Genomic DNA, 15,644 nt, shown 5'->3' on the forward strand with positions numbered 1-15,644 from the left:
CGCTATCCGAGCGCCTGCGCCACGTCTGCCCACAGGTCCTCGGGATGCTCGATGCCCACGGCCACGCGCACCATGCCCTCGCTCACGCCGTGCCTGGCCAGGTCCTCGGGGCCGAGGAAGCGGTGGGAGGTGGTGGCGGGCTGCATGACGCGGGTCTCGACGCCGCCGAGCGAGGGGGCGATGCGCGCCAGCCGTACGGACCGCATGAACGCCTCCCCCGCCGCCCGGCCGCCGGCCAGCTCGAAGGAGAAGACGCCGCCGAAGGCGGGCAGCAGCTTGGCGGCCAGCTCGTACGACGGATGCGCGGGCAGCCCCGGCCAGTGGACGGCCGACACGGCGGGGTGCTCGGCGATCCGGCGGGCCAGCAGGTCGGCGTTGGCGCAGTGGCGTTCCATGCGCAGCGGCAGCGTCTGGATCCCGCGCAGCGTCAGCCAGGCCGTGAAGGGCGCGGCCGCGGCCCCCAGCTCGGTGGCGAAGTGCCAGACCCTGCCGTACAGGTCGGGGTCGGCGAAGACGGCGATGCCGCCGATCACGTCACCGTGGCCGGACAGGTACTTGGTGGCGGAGTGCACGACGACGTCGGCGCCGTGCTCAAGGGGGCGGCAGAGCACGGGCGTGGCGAAGGTGTTGTCCACCACCGACAGGACGCCCAGCTCGCGGGCCATGGCGCACATCGCGGGCAGGTCGGCGACCAGCCCCATCGGGTTGCTGATGGTCTCCAGGTAGACCAGCCGCGTCTCGGGCCGGACGGCGGCGCGCAGCGCGGCGGGGTCGTTCTCGGGCACGTGGGTGACGGCGATGCCGAACCTGCCGGCCAGGTCGTTGAGCATCGTGGCGGTGCCGCCGTACAGGGAGCGCTGGGCGATCAGGTGGTCGCCGGGCTTGAGCAGGGTGAGCAGCACGGTGTTGATCGCGCCCATGCCGGAGGCGGCGGCCAGCGCGGCGGCGCCGCCCTCCAGGCCGGACACCGCCAGCTCCAGGGCGCGCACGGTGGGGTTGGTGTCACGGCCGTAGACGAAGGCGTCGTCGGGGCGGGTCATCGCCACGCCCATCAGCTCGGGGTCGTCGAAGGCGAACCCGGCGCTCTGGTAGATGGGCATGCCGATCGGCCGGCTGCCCTCGACCGGGGGCTGCGGCAGGTGTACGGCACGCGTCTCAGGGCGAAAATCACTCATGTCATCGAATATCCCCTGCATTAGGGCCCGAGTGCAGAGCCAATACCGGAGAATTGGTCCATGAATAGGGCCAATCCCGATGACCTCGTCCACCTGCTGGGCCGGTGGGCCTCCGGCCGCGGGCCGCTCTACCTGCTGCTCGCCGCCCGGCTGCGGGCGCTCGTCGACGACGGCGTGCTGCCGCCCGGCGAACGACTGCCGCCCGACCGGGTGCTGGCCGGCCGGCTCGCGGTCGGCCGCGGCACGGTGGTCGCCGCCTACGAGCTGCTCCAGCAGGAGGGCCGGGTGACCCGCCGCCAGGGCAGCGGCACCCGCGTCGCGCCGGGCGACCCGCCGGCCACCAGGACGGCCGACGGCGTGGCGGCCAACCCGCTGATGCTGAACCTCCTGCACAACCCCGACGGCGTGCGGCTGCTGACCTGCGCGGCGCCGGACGACCCGCCGCCGGCGCTGTTCGAGGCGTACCAGGAGGCGGGGGCGCGGCTGGCCGGCCTGCGCGACCTGGGCTACCACCCGGCGGGCGACCCCGCCCTCCGGGAGGCGCTGGCGGGCTACTACGGCGCGCGCGGCCTGCCCACCACGGCGGACCAGATCATGGTGACGACGGGCGCGCAGCAGGCGCTCACGCTGCTGGCCGGGCTGCTGGTGGCGCCGGGCGACACCGTGCTGACCGAGTCGCCGACGTACCCGGGGGCGCTGGAGGTGTTCCGGCACGCGGCGGCCGTCGTCAAGCCCGTGGATCTCAGCGGCGACCTGGGCGACGACCAGGCGCGGCGGGCGGTGCGCGAGCGGCCGGCGCTGGTCTACAGCGTGCCCACCGCGCGCAACCCCGACGGCGCGGTCATGGACGACGCGGGCCGCAGGCGGCTGGCCGCCCTGGCCGCGGGGCACGACGTGCCGCTGGTCGACGACGAGGTCTGCGCCGAGCTGTGCTTCTCGGGCGGGACGCCGGCGCCGGTGGCGGCCTTCGGCGGCGGCGAGCGGGTCGTCACCGTCGGCTCGCTGAGCAAGCTGGTGTGGGGCGGGCTGCGGGTGGGCTGGATCCGCGCGGCGGCGCCGCTGGTCTCGCGGCTGTCCAGGCTGCGGGCCGTGCACGACCTCGGCGGCGAGGTCTTCAGCCAGCTCGCCGCCGTCGCGCTGCTGCGCCGCCTGGACGAGGTGCGCGAGGCCCGCGTACGCGCCCTGCGCCGGCGGCACGACCACCTGTGCGCCGAGCTGCGGGCACGCCTGCCGTCCTGGACGTTCGAGCCGGCCCAGGGCGGCCAGACCGTCTGGGTGCGCCTGCCGCGCGGTGCCGCCGGGCGGCTCCTTCGACCCGCTGGGCGGCCACGCCGGCCATCTGCGCCTGCACTTCCTGTTCCCCGAGGAGGAGCTGTCGCGGGCGGTGTCCGATCTCGCGGCCGCCTGGGCGGCCTACGACGGCGCCGGGAAACCCGTCTCCCGGCACGCCCTCGTCGTCTGACAGGGTGGGGGCCATGGAAACGACCTTCGTGCTGGTGCACAGCCCTTCCGTCGGGCCCGCGACGTGGGCTCCGGTGGCCGAGTCGCTGGGGCGGCGCGGCCGGGCGGCCGTCGTCCCCGACCTGACCGGCGTGTCCGCCGGCGGGGCGCCGTACTGGCCGCGCGTGGTCGCCGCGGTGCGCGCGGCCGTCCCCTCCGACGGGCCGCTCGTGCTGGTGGCGCACAGCAACGCCGGGTTCTTCGTGCCGGTGATCAAGGAGGGGCTGGGCGACCGGGTGGTGGCCTGCGTGTTCGCCGACGCGCACGTGCCGCCGTCCCAGGGGCTGGTCAGGACCGCCGAGGAGGGCTTCCTGCCGTTCCTGCGCGGCCTGGCGGGCCCCGACGGCGTGCTGCCGCGCTGGACCGACTGGTGGGACGAGGAGGACATCGTGGCCATGCTCCCCGACCCCGCCCAGCGGGTGCTGGTGACGGGCGAGCAGCCGCGGCTGCCCCTCGACTACTACACGCAGCCCGTCCCCGTGCCCGCGGGCTGGGACGCGGTCAGGTGCTCGTGCCTGTGGTTCGGGCCGCCGTACGAGGAGGTGGCCCGCGACGCGGCCGGGCGCGGCTGGCCGGTGACCCGGCTGCCCGGCCTCCACCTGCACCAGGTGATCGATCCGGAGGGGGTCACGGACGCGCTGCTGAAGCTGTCCAGGAAGTCGTGAATTCTTCACTGTCGGCCCCCTGACCCGTCCGGCCATAGTCGGACACATGATCGAGGTGAACGAGCTCAGGAAGAACCACGGGACATTCGCGGCGGTGAGAGGCGTGACGTTCCGGGTGGGCGAGGGCGAGATCTTCGCCCTCCTCGGCCGCAACGGCGCGGGCAAGACCACCACGGTCGAGGTGCTGGCCGGCTTCCAGCGGCCGGACGGCGGCACCGTACGGGTCGCCGGCCTCGACCCCTGGTCCGACCGCGCGGCCGTACGGCAGCGCGTCGGCATCATGCTCCAGGAGGCCGGGTTCTTCCCCGACCTGACGGTCGCCCAGACGGTCGCGGTCTGGCGCGACTTCACCCCCGCGCCGCGTCCGGCCGGGGAGGCGCTCGACCTGGCCGGCCTGACGGACAAGGCCGGGACCAGGGTGCGCCAGCTGTCCGGCGGCGAGAAGCGCCGGCTCGACCTGGCGCTCGCCCTGCTCGGCCGCCCCGACGTGCTGTTCCTGGACGAGCCCACGACCGGCATGGACCCCGAGGCCCGCGCGAACACGTGGGAGGTCGTCGCCGGCCTGGCCGCGCGCGGCACCACGATCCTGCTCACCACCCACTACCTGGAGGAGGCCCAGCGCCTGGCCTCGTCCATGGCGATCATGGACAGGGGCGAGATCGTCGCGGCGGGCGGCATGGCCGAGACGCTGGCCGCGCGGGGCGGACGGGTGACGTTCCGGCTGCCCGCCGGGGTCGCCGCGGACGACCTGCCGCTGCCGGTCACCGTGGACGGCGGCACCGCCGTCTGCCGGGCCGGGGACCCCGACCTGGCCGCGCAGACGCTGCTGACCTGGGCGGCCGGCCGCGGGCTGCGGCTGACCGGCCTGGAGGTCCGCGCGGCCACCCTCGAAGACCTCTTCCTCGACCTGCCCAGGAGCGCCCGATGAGCCTGACCGCCACCTACCGTCTCGGCACCCGCCTGTTCTGGCGCGACAGGGCCATGCTGGCCGCCTCGGTGATCACCCCGGTCGGGCTGACCGTGGGCATGCCCGCGCTGACGCGCCAGGTCACCTCGGGCGGGGTGGCCCTCGCCACCGCGGCGTTCCAGAGCTCGCTGGCGATCGTGCTGGCGCTGACCGCGTTCATGAACATCGCGGTCGCCCTGACCAACCGGCGCGACCAGCTCGTGCTCAAGCGGCTGCGGGCCGGGCTGCTGACCGACGCGCAGATCCTGGCCGGCCAGGTCGCCGGCACGGCCACGCAGACCTTCCTGGTGATCGTGCTGTGCGCGGTGGCCGTGCGGTTCGCCGCCGGGGTGCCGCTGCCGGACGACCCGCTGCTGTTCGCCGCCATGACGGCCGCGGGCTCGGCCGTCATGGCGCTGCTGGGGGCCGCGTACACGGCGGTGATCCCGCGCAGCGAGCTGGCCGGGGCGTTCGCCATGCCGGTGTTCCTGGTCGCCGCGGTGTCGGCGGGCGCGATGGGGCCGATCCCGCTGCCTTCGTGGCTGCGTCCGGTGCTGGACCTGCTGCCCACGTCGGCCGTGGTGCACGCGGTGAAGACCGGGGAGGCGCTCGTGCCGGCGCTCGTCCTGGCCGGTTGGGCGGTGGTGGGCGTGGTGGCGATCGGGTTGTGGTTCCGCTGGGAGCCGCGCCGGTCCTGAGTCGGACATAATCGCTGCTGTGATGGTCTCGTCCTCGGCGCAGAGGCTCGCGCGCGTGCTCATCACGGGCGTCTCGGTCGTCTATTCGCTCATCGGGCTGCTCTACTTCATGGGCGGCCCGGCGATCGGGCTGCTGGCGGCGGCCGTGACGGTCGCCGTCGTCTCCATCCACTACGTCAACATGCGGGCCGCCCTGCGCGGCGGGCGCCCGCCGCTGTTCCCGGCCACGCTGCCGCTGCAGGCCGTCGTCACCTACGCGGGCGACTACATGCTGCCGAGCGGCTGGTCGTCGATCGCCGCCCCGCTGCTGGCCGGGACCCTGCTGGTGTTCCTGGCGCTGCGCTGGGCCGTGCCGCTGGTCGTCCTCATGATGCTGTACGAGGGCGCCACCATGTGGATCGGCGCCCAGTACGCCGTGGTCACCCTGTTCTACGTGATCGCCATCCCCATCACCGGCTCGATGATCTACGTCCTGGTCCGGCTCGTCCGCGTCGCCGCCGAGCTGGAGGAGGCCAAGGCCGAGCTGGCCGACGCGGCCGTGCTCAAGGAACGCCTGCGCATCTCCCGCGACCTGCACGACGGCCTGGGCCGCAGCCTCACCGCCATCGCGCTCAAGGGCGACCTGGCCGCCCGCCTGATGGACCTCGACCCCGCCTCCGCCCGCGGCGAGGTGGGCGAGCTGGTACGCGTCGCCCGCGAGGCCGCCCAGGACGTCCGCCACGTGGCCCGCGGCTACCGCGCGATGTCGCTGAGCGGCGAGACCGACCGCGCGGCCGCGCTGCTGGAGTCGTCGGGGGTGAGCTGCCAGGCGCACCTGGCCGACGTGCCGCTGCCCAGGCGGGCCGAGGAGGCGCTGGCGTGGGGGGTGCGCGAGGCGGTCACCAACGTCCTGCGCCACAGCAGGGCCACCACCTGCACGATCACCACGTCGCTGCGGGACGGCCGGGTCCGCCTGGAGGTGGCCAACGACGGCGCGGCCGGCGGTGAGTACGGCGGCGAGCACAGCGGTGGCCTGACGGGGCTCGCCGAACGGGCCTCCCAGGCGGGCGGCACGTGCGCCGCCGCCCCCACGGACGGCGGCGGCTTCCTGCTGACCATGGAGGTCCCGGCGTGATCCGGGTGCTGCTGGCCGAGGACATGCACATGATCCGCGCCGCGCTCACCGCCCTGCTCCGGCTGGAGCCGGACATCGAGGTGGTGGCGGAGGTCGTCCGCGGCGACGAGATCGTGCCGGTGGCCCTCGACGTCCGGCCCGACGTGGCGGTCGTGGACATCGACCTGCCGGTGACCGACGGCATCACCGCCGCCGCCGAACTGCGCGAACGGCTCCCGTCCTGCCGGATCCTGGTGCTCACGGCCATGGGGCAGCCCGGCCACCTGCGCCGGGCGCTGGCCGCGGGCATCGAGGCGTTCCTGGTCAAGGACGCGCCGGGCGACCGCCTGGCCGAGGCCATCAGGCGCACCGCGGCCGGCCTGCGCGTGCTGGAGAGCGAGCTGGTCTCCTCGGCCATGGAGTACGGCGAGAGCCCGCTCACCCCCCGCGAGACGACCGTGCTCCGGCAGTCCGCCAGGGGCGCGACCGCCGAGGAGATCGCCGCCCGCCTGCACCTGTCGCCGGGCACGGTGCGCAACTACCTCACGGCCGCGATCACCAAGACGGGCGCCCGCAACAAGATCGACGCCGTCCGCGTCGCCGAGGACGCGGGCTGGCTCTAGACGTCGGTGACGCGCAGCCCGGCGTGGGCCTTGTAGCGCCGGTTGATCGAGATGAGGTTGGCGGTCAGCGCCTCGACCTGGTGGGCGTTGCGCAGCCGGCCGCCGTAGACGCCGCGCACCCCCGGGATCAGCTCGGCCAGCGCCTGCACGGTGTCGGTGGCCTCGCGGTCGTCGCCGAGCACCAGCACGTCGAGGTCGACCTTCTCCACGGCCGGGTCCATCAGCAGCACGGCCGACACGTGGTGGAAGGCGGCCACGACCCGGCTCTCGGTGAGCACCGCGGCGGCCTGCTGGGCGGCGCTGCCCTCCGCCACCGGCAGCGCGTAGGCGCCCTGCTTGTCGAAGCCGAGCGGGTTGACGCAGTCGACCACGATCTTCCCGGCCAGCTCGGCGCGCAACGACTCCAGCAGCGCCTTGTGCCCCTCGTACGGCACCGCCACGATCACGACGTCGGCCTCGGCCGCCACGTCGGCGTTGGCCCCGCCCCGCGCGCCCGAGCCGATCGACCCGGCCGCCTCCTGGGCCCGCTCGGCGCTGCGCGAGCCGATCAGCACCGTGTGCCCGGCCAGCGCGAACCGCCGCGCCAGCCCCTTCCCCTGGTCGCCGGTGCCGCCGAGGATCGCGATGGAAAGCCCGTTCACATCTGTCATGGCTCCGATCATGCCAGCCCCGGCCGCCCGGGACGCAGGCCGGGGGCGGGCACCCGGCCCCGAACGGGCCACCTCCGCCACGCTCCTCGTGCACCATGGAGGCATGGACTCAGGTTCGGTGGCATTCCTGCGCGAGCTCCTGGCCACGACCGGCTGGCTCGAACGCACCCGCGAGCTGGGCCTGGCCCTGCGGACCACCCGCTCGCCCGGCGGCCTGCTGCTCGTCGGCCCTCCCGACGACGAACCCTGGCACGTCACCGCCCACCTCAGCGACGAGGCGAAGTTCTCCGGCCTGCCGCAGCTCGCCCCCACCCTGATCCGCTGGTCGCCGCCCGCCGACGCCCCCGCCCACCTGCGCGTCGGGCTCGACCGCCTGCAAAGGGCGGGCCGCGGCGAGACCCTGTTCGTGCTGTCGGAGCAGGCGGCGCCCGTCCCGCTGCTGGAACGCGTCGACGACGCCCGCCGCACCGGGGCGACCATCCTGGCGATCGAGGGCGCCGACTCCGAGCTGAGCGGGCTGGCCCACGACGCCATCGCCGTGCCGGCCACCGGGCTGATCACCTTCGACGGCGCCCAGCACCTCGTCAGCGCGGCGGCCGGCGAGGCCGAGCGGCGGGCGGGGCTGCGCGAGCGCCTGGCCCGCCTGCTGGAGAAGGTCAGCGGCCCCCGCCTGTCGGAGTAGGGCGCGGCCGCGGGTCAGGGCTGGGCGGCGAGGCGGGAGCCGAGTGCGGCCGCGGGTCAGGGCTGGGCGGCGAGGCGGGGGCCGAGTGCGGCCCGCAGGCTCTCGGTGGCCTCCTCGATGGCGCCGATCACCACCGCCTGCACGGGGTCCGGCTCGCCCGACCGCGTCCTGCTCACCCGGGTGACCGCGTCCAGCCGGCGCGCCCCCACCTCCCGCACCTCGCTCACCCGCACCTCGCCCTCCGGCACGTCGAGCAGGGCCAGCGCGGGCACGATCGCCACCCCGTGCCCGGCGGCCACCAGCGCGAGCACCGGCGAGAAGTCGGTGACGACGTGCGTCCTGCGCGGCTCGACGCCGTGGATCCCGGCGAGCCGGTCGAGCGCCTGCCCGCACGCCTGGTCCGGCTCGGCGGCCACCCAGGGCAGGCGCATCAGGTCGGCCGTCGACGCCGGCTCGGGCCAGTCCGGCGGCAGCACGACCCGGAACTCGTCCACGTGCAGCGGCCGGACGGTCAGCGACGGCTGCGCCGGGACCGGCAGGCTCATGTCCTGCTCGGTGATGAGCAGGTCGACGGCGCCCAGGCGCAGCTCCTGGAGGGCGGGCTGGCCGTAGACCTCGTGGATGACCGGGGTGATGCGGGGGTGGCGCTCGGCCAGTGCGCGCATCGCGGGCACCAGCATGTGCTTGATGGCCGTGGGGAAGGCGGCGATCCGCACCGGCCCGGCCAGGCGTTCGGTGAACCTGGTCAGCTCCTTCCTGGCCTCGCTCAGCTCCTCCTCGACCCGCTCGGCGTACCCGGCGAGCACGCGTCCCGCCGGGGTGAGCGAGACGCGGCGCTGCGAACGGTCGATGAGCGCCAGCCCGACCTCTCGTTCGAGCTGGGCGAGCTGCTGGGAGACCGCGGAGGGGGTGAGGAACAGCGCCTCGGCCGCGCGCATCACGCCGCCGCGGCGGGCGACCTCGTGCAGGACGCGCAGGCGTCGAGGATCAATATCCATGCAGGTCAGCTTACGTCTACCTTTAGCTTTCTTTATTTGTGCTTTAAGGCCAAAAATCCAGAGAATATCGGCCATGGATCTCCTCCTCGACGCCGTCGGCTGGGCCGGAGCCGCCCTGCTGCTGGCCGGGTACGCCCTGGTCTCGTCCGCGCGGCTGTCCGGCGACGGCGCGGCGTACCAGCTCGTCAACCTGTTCGGCGCGCTCGGACTCATGGTCAACAGCGCCTACAACGCCGCCTGGCCCTCGACCGGGCTGAACCTCGTGTGGGCCGCCATCGGCACGGTGGCCCTCGTCAGACTCGTCCGGGTGGGAGCAGCCAAATGATCGTCGAACTCAGCCACCGCATCACCGAGGGCATGACCACCTATCCGGGCGTCCCGGGGCCGACGCTGGGCACCCACCTGAGCAGGGCGGACTCACGCGAGGTCTACGCCCCGGGCACCGAGTTCGAGATCGGCGTGATCACGCTGGCCGCCAACACCGGCACCTACCTGGACACCCCGCACCACCGCTACGCCGGCGGCCGGGACCTGGCGCAGGTGCCGCTGAGCAGGCTGGCCGACCTGCCCGGCCTGGTCGTGCCGGCCTCGGCGGACGGCCGCGAGGTGGTGCTCGACACCGCGCTCGACGTACGCGGCCGGGCCGTGCTGATCCACACGGGCTTCGACCGCCACTTCGGCACCGACGCCTACTTCCGCGACCACCCGTACCTGGCGCCGGAGTCGGCGGCGTGGCTGGCCGAGCAGGGCGCGGCACTGGTCGGCATCGACTCGCTCAACATCGACGACACCCCGCCGCACGGCGAACGCCCCGCCCACACGATCCTGCTGAGGGCGGGGATCCCGATCGTCGAGCACCTGACGGGGTTGTCGGCGCTGCCCGGGGAGGGGTTCAGGTTCCATGCCGCGCCCCCGATGATCGCGGGCATGGGCACCTTTCCCGTACGGGCCTACGCCGTGGTGCCGTAGGCGGGCGCTACTCGTCCTCCTGCTCGGCCTCGTCCCACGCCTTGTTGCGGTCGGCGGCGCGCTGCAACGCGCCCGCCGCCTCCTGCTCCGAGGCGTAGGGACCCATCCGGTCCTTGTTGGGGCAGCCTTGTTCGGGCTCGACCCGCATGTGCTTGAGACAGAACCACCACTGGCCTTCGCTCACATGGTCAATTCTGCCCCGTAGACTCGTGTTTCATGACGACACTGCTCCAGCCCGGGCGAGTCTCGCCCGTCCGGAAGGTCCCCGCCCACATCGAGCGGCCGGAGTACGTCGGCAAGAAGCGCCCCACGACCGGCGAGTCCGACGTGAAGACCCCCGAGATCATCGAGCGCATGCGCGTGGCCGGCCGCATCGCCGCGCAGGCCCTTGAGGAGGTCGGCCGGCACATCGCCCCGGGCGTCACCACCGACGAGCTCGACCGCATCGGCCACGAGTTCCTCATCGACCACGGCGCCTACCCCAGCACGCTGGGTTACAAGGGCTATCCCAAGTCGCTGTGCACCTCGATCAACGAGGTCATCTGCCACGGCATCCCCGACGACACCGTGCTGCGCGACGGCGACATCGTCAACATCGACATCACCGCCTACATCGGCGGCGTCCACGGCGACACCGACGCCACCTACCTGGTGGGCGAGGTCGACGAGGAGTCGCGACTGCTGGTCGAGCGCACCCGCGAGGCCATGATGCGGGCCATCAGGGCGGTCGCCCCCGGCCGCCAGCTCAACGTGGTCGGCCGCGTCATCGAGGCGTACGCCAAGCGCTTCGGCTACGGCGTCGTGCGCGACTTCACCGGCCACGGCATCGGCACGAGCTTCCACTCCGGCCTCATGGTCCCCCACTACGACGACCCGTCGCTGCGGGTGGAGCTGGTGCCGGGCATGACGTTCACCATCGAGCCGATGCTCACGCTGGGCACGATCGACTACGACATCTGGCCCGACAAGTGGACCGCGGTGACCAAGGACCGCAAGCGCACGGCCCAGTTCGAGCACACCATCGTGGTCACCGAGACGGGCAGCGAGATCCTGACCCTCCCCTGACCGGCCCCGGCCGTCAGCGTCGCCTGGGGATCGCCCCGCTCACCGTCGTGCCCTCGCCGGGCACGCTGTTGACCGACAGGCTGCCGCCGAGCTCGGCGAACGCGGCCCGCATCCGCGCGATCCCGCCGCCGGTCTCGCCATCGGGGAAACCGTGACCGTCGTCGCTGACCGTCAGGCGCAGGCCGCTCGGGCCCGTGGTCACCGCCACCGCGACCGTACGGGCCCGGCTGTGGCGCTCGACGTTGGACAGCGCCTCGCGCATCGTCTCCATGACACCGCCCGACACCCGCGAGGGCACGTCGGTGCCGGGCAGCGCCCAGGTCTCGACGGCGATCCCCGTCCGCTCGGACCATTGCGCCAGGAGGCCTTCGAGCGCCTCGGCCAGGCTCTGCCCCCCGCGCATGCGTGTCTCTTCCGCCAATGGTCTCGCCTTCCTCGGCACCCCGGGCTCGCGCCGGTCCCCACTCCGGCGCCCCGCACGCGTCGCGCAATCCCCCCTCAAGGTCTGCGCACGCTAGCTGATGAGGTTATGCCCTTCTCCCCTGTGAGACAGGCTACCCGGCGCTCCTGAGACCTGTGAGCGGAGGATAGGGTGCCATGGCCGAACCGCTACTCGCCCTTGTCAGCACGGTTGAGACGGGCGAGGTAGTCGTTGTAGGAGTCGAGTTCGGTGTCGCGTGCGCCGCCCCGGTCGGCCTTGCGGTCGGCGCGGCGGGCCTGCCGTTCGTCGTCGCGGTACCACTGGGCCGCGATGGCCAGCAGCACGAGCAGCGTCGGGATCTCGCCGAAGCCCCACGCGATGGCCCCGCCGTCCTGCTGGGTCTGCAGGAGGTTGTCGCCCCACGTACGGCCGAGCGGCTCGTACCAGCCGGCGGCGATCACCGAGCCGGTCATCATCAGCGCGATGCCGAAGAAGGCGTGGAAGGGCATGGTGACGAAGAGCATCAGCAGCCTGCCGACGTACGGCAGCCGGCTCGGGCCCGGGTCGACGCCGATGATCACCCAGAAGAACAGCGAGCCGCTGAGCAGGAAGTGGAGCGTCATCCAGATGTGCCCCAGATGCTCCTGCATGGCCGACTCGAACAGCGGCGTGAAGTAGAGGGCGTACGTGGAGCCGATGAAGATGGCCGTCGCCACGACCGGATGGGACATGACCTTGACCACCCGGCTGTGCAGGATCGTGGTGATCCACTCCCGGGGGCCCCTGTCGCCCCGCCTGGCCGCCGGCTTGAGCGCCCGCAGCGCCAGCGTGACCGGGCCGCCGAGGACCAGGAAGATCGGCACGATCATGGACAGCGTCATGTGCTCGATCATGTGCACGTCGAACAGGACCTTGGCGTAGCGGGCCAGGCCGCTCTGGGTGGCGAACACCAGCAGCGCGATGCCGATGAACCAGGCGGCGGTGCGCCCCCACGGCCAGGAGTCGCCGCGCCGCATCAGCCGGTGGACGCCGGCGCCGTAGAGCCCGGCGAGCATGGCGGCCACCGCGGCGAAGAACAGGTCGAACCACCACAGCGAGAACACGTTCGCGAGCGTGATCTCCGGCGGGACGGGGAAGCCGAGCAGCTCGAAGGCCCGGTCGGCGGGCACGCTGAACTCGGGGGCGGCGTGCGCGACAGCGCGACGGCCAGCCCGACGGTGGCCAGCATGAGCAGCGTCTCGCCGCCGGCCAGCCGGGTGAACGCCCTGGGCCGGCCCGCCTCCAGGTCGACGAGCGTGCGCTGCCGGTGCCAGTAGCCGACGTAGCCGAGCAGCACGAAGGCGACGATCTTGGCCAGGGCCAGCAGGCCGTACTGGGTGGTCCACAGGTCGGACAGCGCGCCGAGCCGGGCGACCAGGCTGAACACGCCGGACAGGCCGACCGCGACGAAGCACCACAGCGCCATCGCGGAGAACCGGGCGGCGGCCACGGTGAGCTGCGGCTGCCCGCGCATCGCGTGCGCTGCCAGCACGACCAGGCCGCCCACCCACAGGGCGAGCGCGAGCAGGTGCAGCGAGACCGCCGAGGTGGCCAGGTCGTGGTTGGGCGAGGAGGAGGTGTGGCCGGTCAGCGGCGGCGGCAACATCGTCACCAGCGCGAACACCAGCAGGCCGGCCGCGGCTCCGGCGGTGATCGCGCCGCGCGAGAACAGCGCGATGGCCACCCCGAACAGCACCACCAGCGTGAGCGCCACGCCCTGGGTGGTCTGGGTGGCGGTGCTGGTCAGGTATTCCCTGTTGAGGATCTGCGGGACCGTACGGCCCCAGGAGTCGGCCGTGGTGAACACGATGGCCAGGAACGCCGAGCCGGCCCACCCGAGCGCCGTCCAGGACGAGGCCCGCACGTAGAGCAGGCCCGGCTTGCCGAGCATGCCCTTGTCGTTGGGCAGCAGCAGGGCCGCCGTGAGCAGCAGGCCGACGGTGAGCACGCCGGTGACGTCCATCAGCAGCTTGGACACCGGCAGGCCCCACCTGACCACCGCCCCGGCGTCGGGCAGCCCGGGGATGATCCTGGGGAAGGCCCTGCCACCGGCGATCATGCCGATCACCAGGGCGGCGACCGCCGCCACCGCACCCGCGAGCGCGAGACGCGCCGTTCTGCTCATGGCTTCTTCTTCCGCGCGCTGAACAGGAACCCGATGCCGATGCCGACCAGCGCGCCGATCACGATGACCAGCCAGGTCGGGAAGCCGGTCCCCTGCTCGGCCGCGACCTGCTCGGCCGCGGGAGCTGCCGGAGCGGTGGAGGGAGCGGGGGCGGCGGTGGAGGGCGCGGCCGTCGCCGCGTCGGTGGCCGTCGCGCTCGGGGAGGGCGCCGGCGCGGCCTTGACCGTGAAGGGGATCTCGCCCTCGATCGGATGGCCGTCGGAGGAGACGACCCGGTAGGCGAGGGTGTACTTCCCGCCCGGCAGCGGCCCCTTGACCGCCTGCCGCACCACCGCGCCGTCGACCTCGGGCTTGCCCTCCTGGAAGACGGCCTCGCCCGCGCCCCGGACGATGACGAACGGCATGCGCACCTTGGCGGTGAACTCCAGCCTGACCTCGTCGAGGGCCTCGACCTCGGCGCCCTTGGCCGGGTCGCTGCTCTTGAGTGAGTCGTGGGCCAGCGCCGGCGTGGCGGAGCCGAGCACGAACAGGGCGGCGAGAATCGCGGTGAGTGCCGCGAGCGGGGAACTCTTCATGGCATCACCAAGGCTACCGACGCCACCGCCCGGTCCTGACCTCGCTACAGCCCCGCGCAGGCGAGAGCCCGCTGGTAGGCGTCCACGGCGCCCTCGGAGTCGCCCAGCTGCTCCATCGTCTCGGCGGTGGCGTACCAGGTGGACGCCGAGCGCCGCGAGTCGGGCAGCGGCGTCAGCCAGTCGCGCACGGGGACCACGTGAGCACGGGCCTCCTCTGTCCGGCCGACCCCGCCGTAGACCCTGCTGAGCAGCAGGTCGGCCTCGGCGCCGAGCGCCGACCCCGCGTACGGCAGCAGGTCCTTGCCCGCCTTGGCCTGCTCGACGGCCTCGTCGAGGTTGCCGGTCATGGCCTCGGCGACGCCGAGCTCGATCCGGACGCGGGCGCGCTCGATGGGGCTGGTCGAGGTCTGCTCGTGCTCGACGACGGCCTGGCGCAGCACGTCACGCGCGGCGGCCGCCTCGTGCGGGCGGGCCTTGAGCCGCTTCTGCGTGAGCGCGAGGCGCATGATCGCGATGCTGCGCGGCTGCCCGTGCTCGAGCTGCACGGCCATGGCCCGCTCGGAGAAGGACAGCGCCTCCTCGGTGTGGCCGGTGGCCGCCGCGGTGTTGGAGGCCATCCAGTTGGCGGCCACGATCGAGCGCGGCGTGCCGAGGGCGTCGGCGGCGTTCAGCAGCTCGGCGGCGAACTGGCGGGCCCGCAGCAGGTCGCCGCGCTCCATGTACGCCGCCAGCAGGCTGCCGCCCAGCTCCACCAGCAGATCGTTCCAGACGGGCCGCACGGAGGCGTTGAGAATCCGTTCTGCGACCTCGACCGCCTCGGTGAGCCGCTCGCTCTCGCGGTAGCTGCGGCACAGGTTGATGGCGATCTCGATCCGGCGCTCGGTCGACAGCTCCTCCTCGCGGAGCCGCAGCAGGATGGCGATGGCGCCGTCGAGGTCGCCGCTGGCCTGTGTGGCGAGCGCGAGCCCGAACTCGGTGTCTTGACGAAGCGCCGTCAACCCTGTCAGGTTGTTGTTCGCCAGCAGCTCGGTGTAGCGCGTGCGGGCCTCGGCGACTTCACCGTTCTCGAGCGCCAGGCGCGCGTAGCCGAGCGCCAGCTCGATGTCCTCCATCTGCTCGGCGGTCACGCCGTTGATCAGGTAGGACAGCGAACAGTCAAGTTTCTGCGCCAGCAGCTCCAAGACCGCAGGGGTAGGGGTACGCTTGCCACTCTCGATCAAGGAGACGTAGCTGTCCGACAACTCTGGGTGCGCCAGCTGTGCCTGTGACAGGCCGCGCTGTCGCCGAACGGTCTTGATGCGGAGTCCGACCAGGTCAGATGTGGTCACAGTCGTTGCTCCCTGAGATGATGAAGTCCGAGCAACCCCACATAGGCGAGGGAGAACCCCCCATGCGTATGCGTATTGCCCTGTCTGCGCTA

At 73.2% G+C, this 15,644-nt stretch carries 19 protein-coding genes; 10 read left to right on the forward strand and 9 right to left on the reverse strand.

Translation table 11 applies throughout. The annotated features are described in order from the left end of the window. Positions 1-2: 2 nt before the first annotated feature. Positions 3-1,175, reverse strand: a complete 1,173-nt coding sequence (locus tag ACNF49_RS43470) for a trans-sulfuration enzyme family protein (protein WP_482941371.1) — start codon at positions 1,173-1,175, stop codon at positions 3-5. A 60-nt stretch (positions 1,176-1,235) separates the two neighbouring features. Here ACNF49_RS43470 and ACNF49_RS43475 point away from each other — a divergent pair, with 60 nt between their 5' ends. Genes ACNF49_RS43475 through ACNF49_RS43500 form a run of 6 tightly spaced genes read left to right on the forward strand, consistent with a single transcriptional unit; the run spans position 1,236 to position 6,700 of the window. Next, positions 1,236-2,762 (forward strand): aminotransferase-like domain-containing protein, encoded by a 1,527-nt coding sequence (locus ACNF49_RS43475; protein WP_482941372.1) that lies wholly within the window; start codon positions 1,236-1,238, stop codon positions 2,760-2,762. Further along, complete coding sequence (locus tag ACNF49_RS43480; protein WP_482941373.1) at positions 2,711-3,340, forward strand: alpha/beta hydrolase; 630 nt, start codon at positions 2,711-2,713, stop codon at positions 3,338-3,340. The genes ACNF49_RS43475 and ACNF49_RS43480 overlap by 52 nt, the downstream gene beginning before the upstream one ends. A gap of 46 nt (positions 3,341-3,386) precedes the next feature. Beyond that, the gene (locus ACNF49_RS43485) at positions 3,387-4,268 is read left to right on the forward strand and encodes an ABC transporter ATP-binding protein (protein ID WP_482941374.1); all 882 of its coding nucleotides are present in this window, start codon (positions 3,387-3,389) and stop codon (positions 4,266-4,268) included. Continuing rightward, positions 4,265-4,984 (forward strand): ABC transporter permease, encoded by a 720-nt coding sequence (locus ACNF49_RS43490; RefSeq protein ID WP_482941375.1) that lies wholly within the window; start codon positions 4,265-4,267, stop codon positions 4,982-4,984. Before ACNF49_RS43485 ends, ACNF49_RS43490 begins: the two co-directional genes overlap by 4 nt. Positions 4,985-5,006: 22 nt before the next feature. Further along, positions 5,007-6,098 (forward strand): sensor histidine kinase, encoded by a 1,092-nt coding sequence (locus ACNF49_RS43495; RefSeq protein WP_482945663.1) that lies wholly within the window; start codon positions 5,007-5,009, stop codon positions 6,096-6,098. Further along, complete coding sequence (locus ACNF49_RS43500) at positions 6,095-6,700, forward strand: response regulator transcription factor (RefSeq protein ID WP_482941376.1); 606 nt, start codon at positions 6,095-6,097, stop codon at positions 6,698-6,700. Before ACNF49_RS43495 ends, ACNF49_RS43500 begins: the two co-directional genes overlap by 4 nt. Here ACNF49_RS43500 and npdG read toward each other — a convergent pair. Next, entirely contained in the window at positions 6,697-7,350 is a 654-nt protein-coding gene (gene npdG / locus ACNF49_RS43505; RefSeq protein WP_357967513.1) for an NADPH-dependent F420 reductase, read from the reverse strand. The genes ACNF49_RS43500 and npdG overlap by 4 nt on opposite strands. A gap of 103 nt (positions 7,351-7,453) precedes the next feature. Here npdG and ACNF49_RS43510 point away from each other — a divergent pair, with 103 nt between their 5' ends. Beyond that, complete coding sequence (locus tag ACNF49_RS43510; RefSeq protein ID WP_482941377.1) at positions 7,454-8,032, forward strand: hypothetical protein; 579 nt, start codon at positions 7,454-7,456, stop codon at positions 8,030-8,032. A gap of 56 nt (positions 8,033-8,088) precedes the next feature. Here the strand turns inward: ACNF49_RS43510 and ACNF49_RS43515 are convergent, their stop codons facing one another. Next, positions 8,089-9,030 (reverse strand): LysR family transcriptional regulator, encoded by a 942-nt coding sequence (locus tag ACNF49_RS43515; protein ID WP_357967508.1) that lies wholly within the window; start codon positions 9,028-9,030, stop codon positions 8,089-8,091. Positions 9,031-9,103: 73 nt separating this feature from the next. Between ACNF49_RS43515 and ACNF49_RS43520 the strand changes: the two genes are divergently transcribed. Together ACNF49_RS43520 and ACNF49_RS43525 are read left to right on the forward strand one after the other, a co-directional pair. Continuing rightward, positions 9,104-9,355, forward strand: coding sequence for a CBU_0592 family membrane protein (locus ACNF49_RS43520; RefSeq protein ID WP_357967506.1), 252 nt, complete (start codon positions 9,104-9,106; stop codon positions 9,353-9,355). After that, positions 9,352-9,999, forward strand: coding sequence for a cyclase family protein (locus ACNF49_RS43525; RefSeq protein WP_482941378.1), 648 nt, complete (start codon positions 9,352-9,354; stop codon positions 9,997-9,999). Before ACNF49_RS43520 ends, ACNF49_RS43525 begins: the two co-directional genes overlap by 4 nt. Positions 10,000-10,006: 7 nt before the next feature. Here the strand turns inward: ACNF49_RS43525 and ACNF49_RS43530 are convergent, their stop codons facing one another. After that, positions 10,007-10,183, reverse strand: a complete 177-nt coding sequence (locus ACNF49_RS43530) for a hypothetical protein (protein ID WP_357700991.1) — start codon at positions 10,181-10,183, stop codon at positions 10,007-10,009. A gap of 32 nt (positions 10,184-10,215) precedes the next feature. Here ACNF49_RS43530 and map point away from each other — a divergent pair, with 32 nt between their 5' ends. Beyond that, positions 10,216-11,064, forward strand: a complete 849-nt coding sequence (gene map, locus ACNF49_RS43535) for a type I methionyl aminopeptidase (RefSeq protein ID WP_352353489.1) — start codon at positions 10,216-10,218, stop codon at positions 11,062-11,064. Between the two features lie 13 nt (positions 11,065-11,077). Here map and ACNF49_RS43540 read toward each other — a convergent pair whose 3' ends face one another. The 5 genes from ACNF49_RS43540 to ACNF49_RS43560 form a co-directional block, all read right to left on the reverse strand. Further along, positions 11,078-11,467, reverse strand: a complete 390-nt coding sequence (locus ACNF49_RS43540; protein ID WP_357967499.1) for a sensor histidine kinase — start codon at positions 11,465-11,467, stop codon at positions 11,078-11,080. A 206-nt stretch (positions 11,468-11,673) separates the two neighbouring features. Next, the gene (locus ACNF49_RS43545) at positions 11,674-12,588 is read right to left on the reverse strand and encodes a cytochrome c oxidase assembly protein (protein ID WP_482941379.1); all 915 of its coding nucleotides are present in this window, start codon (positions 12,586-12,588) and stop codon (positions 11,674-11,676) included. Beyond that, on the reverse strand, positions 12,501-13,649 hold the full coding sequence (locus ACNF49_RS43550) for a CopD family protein (protein ID WP_482941380.1): 1,149 nt from the start codon (positions 13,647-13,649) through the stop codon (positions 12,501-12,503). The genes ACNF49_RS43545 and ACNF49_RS43550 overlap by 88 nt, the downstream gene beginning before the upstream one ends. Continuing rightward, entirely contained in the window at positions 13,646-14,224 is a 579-nt protein-coding gene (locus ACNF49_RS43555) for a copper resistance CopC family protein (RefSeq protein WP_357967494.1), read from the reverse strand. The genes ACNF49_RS43550 and ACNF49_RS43555 overlap by 4 nt, the downstream gene beginning before the upstream one ends. Positions 14,225-14,268: 44 nt before the next feature. Further along, on the reverse strand, positions 14,269-15,552 hold the full coding sequence (locus tag ACNF49_RS43560; RefSeq protein ID WP_357967491.1) for a helix-turn-helix domain-containing protein: 1,284 nt from the start codon (positions 15,550-15,552) through the stop codon (positions 14,269-14,271). Positions 15,553-15,644: the final 92 nt, after the last annotated feature.

The sequence above is a fragment of the Actinomadura sp. ATCC 39365 genome, assembly GCF_054392275.1.